The sequence below is a fragment of the Ruegeria sp. AD6 genome, assembly GCF_056542325.1.
The window spans coordinates 1-4,476 of record NZ_JBQFZQ010000023.1; the positions used below are offsets into that span (position 1 = coordinate 1).

Here is a 4,476-nt window from a genome sequence, read left to right on the forward strand (position 1 = left end):
GAAACGCACGCCCTTGTACGCCTTGCACGTTGAGTTGGGAGGTAAGCTGGTTGATTTTGCGGGCTGGGAGATGCCTGTTCAGTATCCGATGGGGATTATGGGGGAGCATAAGCAGTGTCGTGAGAAGGCGGCGGTGTTTGATGTGTCTCATATGGGTCAGGTGATCCTGCGGGGTGAGAATGTGGGTGAGAAGCTGGAGGCGATCTGCCCGCAGGCCTATGCGACGTTGAAGGAAGGCAAGGCGCGGTACGGGTTTTTTACCAATGCCGAAGGCGGGATCATGGATGACCTGATCGTGTCGAATGCGGGGGATCATTTCTTTGTGGTGGTGAACGCGGCGCTGCGGCATCAGGACATTCCGCATATGAAGGCGAACCTCGATGGCGTAGACGTGACCGAGATCTTCGACCGGGCTCTGGTCGCGGTGCAAGGTCCCAAGGCCGAGGATGTTGTGGGGGAACTCTGCCCTGCGGCGCGGGATCTGAAGTTCATGGAAACCACCGTGGCCGACATTATGGGCACCGAATGCCGCATCTCGCGGCTGGGCTATACCGGCGAGGACGGGTATGAGATCTCGATCCCCGAGGACAAGGCCATCGAGATCACCAAGGCCTTCCTGGCGCATGAGGATTGCGAACCGGCGGGTCTGGGCGCGCGTGACAGCCTGCGGCTGGAGGCGGGGCTGTGCCTCTATGGCAATGACATCGATCAGAGCACCTCGCCGATTGAGGCCAGCCTCGGCTGGGCGATCCAGAAGCGCCGCAAGGAAGAGGGCGGGTTCCCGGGGGCCGAGCGTGTCCAACGCGAACTGGCCGAGGGTGCCGCCCGCAAGCTGGTGGGCATCAAGCCCGATGGCCGCGCCCCGGCGCGTCAGGGCGTGGAGATCCAGTGCAGCAATGGCAACACCATCGGTCAGATCACCTCGGGCAGCTTTGGCCCCACGGTGGGTGGCCCGGTGGCGATGGGCTACGTGTCCGCCGGTCACGGTGAGCCGGGAGAGAAGGTGAACCTGATCATCCGGGGCAAGGCGCAACCGGCGCAGATCGTGGCGCTGCCCTTTGTCACCCAGAATTACAAGCGTTGAAGTCAGGAGAGAGACAGCATGGCAACCTATTATTCCGAAGAGCATGAATGGCTGACCGTCGAAGGGGACGTGGCCACTCTGGGCATCACCAAACATGCCGCCGAGCAGCTGGGCGAAGTGGTCTTTGTCGAGCAGCAGGAAGTGGGCGACGAGTTCGAGAAGGACGGCGAGATCGGGGTGATCGAATCCGTCAAGGCGGCCTCGGAACTCTACGCCCCGGTGGATGGCGAGATTGTCGAGGTCAACGAGGCGCTGGCCGACAACCCCGGCGCGCTGAACGAAGACCCCGAGGGCGAGGCCTGGATCTACAAGGTCAAGATCGCGGACGCGTCGCAGCTTGAGGATCTGATGGACGAAGCTGGCTACAAAGCCTTCATCGGCTAAGAAATCACGGCGGATCCTTGCGCGGACCCGCCCCTTCACCTTTTTCCAAATACTTCCGCCGGAGGCTCCCGCAGTCTCCGCCGGGCCTGACCTATCCCTGAGGAGCGCAACGATGGCCTTCAAACTGACCGACTACGAAGCCTATGACTTCGCCAATCGCCGCCATATCGGCCCCAGCCCGACCGAGATGCGCGACATGCTCAAGGTGATCGGCTTCAAGACGCTGGACGAGCTGATCGACGCCACCGTCCCGCCCGCGATCCGCCAGAAGGAGCCGCTGGACTGGGGTCCGGCGATGACGGAACGCGATGCTTTGTTCCACATGAAAGAGGTGGCGAGCAAGAACACCGTTCTGACCTCGCTGATCGGTCAGGGCTATTATGGCACCACCACGCCCGCGCCGATCCTGCGCAACATCCTGGAAAACCCGGCCTGGTACACCGCCTATACGCCCTATCAGCCCGAGATCAGCCAGGGCCGTCTTGAGGCGCTGTTGAACTTCCAGACCATGGTCAGCGACCTGACCGGGCTCGATGTGGCCAACGCGTCCTTGCTGGACGAAGCCACAGCCGCAGCCGAAGCCATGGCGATGGCCAAGCGCGGCGGGCGGTCGAAAGCCAATAACGCGGCTTTCTTCGTCGACAAGAACTGCCACCCGCAGACCATCGCGGTGATCAAAACCCGCGCCGAGCCTCTGGGCATCGACGTGCAGGTGGCCGATCCGGACACGCTGGACGCGGGCGCCGTCTTTGGCGCGATCTTCCAGTACCCGGGCACCCATGGTCACGTGCGCGACTTCACATCGGAAATCGCGGCGCTGCACGAACATAAAGCCATCGCCATTGTCGCCGCCGACATCCTGTCGCTGGCGCTGCTGAAATCCCCGGGTGAGATGGGCGCGGATATTGCCATCGGCTCGACCCAGCGCTTTGGCGTGCCGATGGGCTATGGCGGCCCGCACGCCGCTTACATGGCGACCACCGACAAGCTGAAACGCTCGATGCCGGGCCGGATCATCGGCGTCAGCATCGACAGCCGCGGCAACAAGGCGTACCGGCTGTCGCTGCAGACCCGCGAGCAGCACATTCGGCGCGAGAAGGCGAACTCGAATGTCTGCACCGCGCAGGCGCTGCTGGCGGTGATTGCCTCGATGTATGCGGTCTATCACGGCCCCGACGGCATCAAGGCCATCGCGCAATCGGTGCACCGCAAGACCTCGCGCCTGGCCGCTGGCCTGGAAGAGGCGGGCTTTGCCGTTGAACCCGAGGTGTTCTTTGACACGATCACGGTTGAGGTCGGCCATCTGCAGACAACGGTGATGGAGGCCGCCGTGGCGCGCGGCGTCAACCTGCGCAAGGTCGGCGACACGAAAGTGGGCATCAGCCTGGACGAACAGACCCGCCCCGAGACCATCGAGGCCGTCTGGGGTGCCTTCGGCATCGACCGCACCGATGACAGCTCGAACGTGGCTTACCGCCTGCCCGATTACGCGCTGCGGGAAAGCGAATACCTGACCCACCCGATCTTCCACCAGAACCGGGCCGAGGCCGAGATCACCCGCTATATGCGCCGTCTGGCCGACCGCGATCTGGCGCTGGACCGGGCGATGATCCCGCTGGGGTCCTGCACCATGAAGCTGAACGCCACGATCGAGATGATCCCGGTCACCTGGCCCGAGTTCGGCAACCTGCACCCGTTCTGCCCCGAAGATCAGGCGCAGGGCTATCACGAGATGATCGCCGATCTGAACGACAAGCTGTGCCAGATCACCGGCTATGACGCGATCAGCCAACAGCCCAACTCGGGCGCGCAGGGCGAATATGCGGGTCTCTTGACCATCCGCAACTACCACTTCGCCCGTGGCGAAGGGCAGCGCAATGTCTGCCTGATCCCGACCTCGGCCCATGGCACCAACCCGGCCTCGGCCCAGATGGTGGGCTGGCAGGTTGTGCCGGTGCAGGCGGATGAGAACGGCAATATCGACCTGAATGACTTCCGCGCCAAGGCGGAAAAGCATTCGGATAACCTCGCTGCCTGCATGATCACCTATCCGTCCACCCATGGCGTCTTTGAGACCACCGTGCAGGAGGTCTGCCAGATCACCCATGACCATGGCGGTCAGGTCTATATCGACGGGGCCAACATGAATGCCATGGTCGGCCTGTCGCGTCCGGGAGACATTGGCGGCGATGTCAGCCACCTGAACCTGCACAAGACCTTCTGCATCCCCCATGGCGGCGGCGGCCCCGGCATGGGTCCGATCGGCGTCAAGGCGCATCTGACCGAACACCTGCCCGGCCACCCGGAATACGGCACCGCCGTGGGCCCGGTCTCGGCGGCACCCTTTGGCTCGCCGTCCATTCTGCCGGTCTCATGGGCCTATGTGCTGCTGATGGGCGGCGCGGGTCTGACGCAGGCGACCAAAGTGGCGATCCTGAACGCCAACTATATCGCGGCGCGTCTGAAGGAGGCCTATCCGATCCTCTACACCTCGGAAACAGGCCGGGTGGCGCATGAATGCATCCTCGACACCCGTCCCCTGGACGAGGCAGGCCACATCAGCGTCGACGACATCGCCAAACGTCTGGTCGATTCCGGCTTCCACGCGCCCACCATGAGCTGGCCGGTGGCCGGAACCCTGATGGTGGAACCGACCGAATCTGAGCCCATGGCCGAGCTCGACCGCTTCTGCGACGCCATGCTCTCGATCCGCTCGGAAGCGCAGGACATCATCGACGGCAAGATCGACGCGGAAAACAACCCGCTGAAAAACGCCCCCCACACGGTGCGCGATCTGGTCGGAGACTGGGACCGCCCCTACAGCCGCGAACAGGCCTGCTTCCCCCCGGGCTCCATGGGCGTCGACAAATACTGGTCCCCCGTCAACCGCGTCGACAACGCATACGGAGACCGAAACCTCGTCTGCACATGCCCCCCAATGGACGCATACAAAGACGCAGCTGAATAACAACACAAACACAACCCCCCGCCACAGAAAGGCGGGGGGT

3 protein-coding genes are annotated in these 4,476 nt (G+C 63.3%); all 3 read left to right on the plus strand.

Annotation, left to right across the window (positions count from 1 at the left end):
* The coding region (gene gcvT / locus ACR0KJ_RS19300; RefSeq protein ID WP_480627448.1) for a glycine cleavage system aminomethyltransferase GcvT at positions 1 to 1,084 on the plus strand (1,084 nt) is incomplete at its 5' end.
* Between the two features lie 18 nt (positions 1,085 to 1,102).
* Positions 1,103 to 1,468 carry a glycine cleavage system protein GcvH gene (gcvH, locus tag ACR0KJ_RS19305; RefSeq protein WP_170456856.1) on the plus strand — a complete coding sequence of 122 codons (366 nt, stop codon included), beginning with the start codon at positions 1,103 to 1,105 and terminating at the stop codon, positions 1,466 to 1,468.
* A 112-nt stretch (positions 1,469 to 1,580) separates the two neighbouring features.
* On the plus strand, positions 1,581 to 4,436 hold the full coding sequence (gene gcvP / locus ACR0KJ_RS19310; protein WP_480627449.1) for an aminomethyl-transferring glycine dehydrogenase: 2,856 nt from the start codon (positions 1,581 to 1,583) through the stop codon (positions 4,434 to 4,436).
* The last annotated feature ends 40 nt before the right edge of the window (positions 4,437 to 4,476 follow it).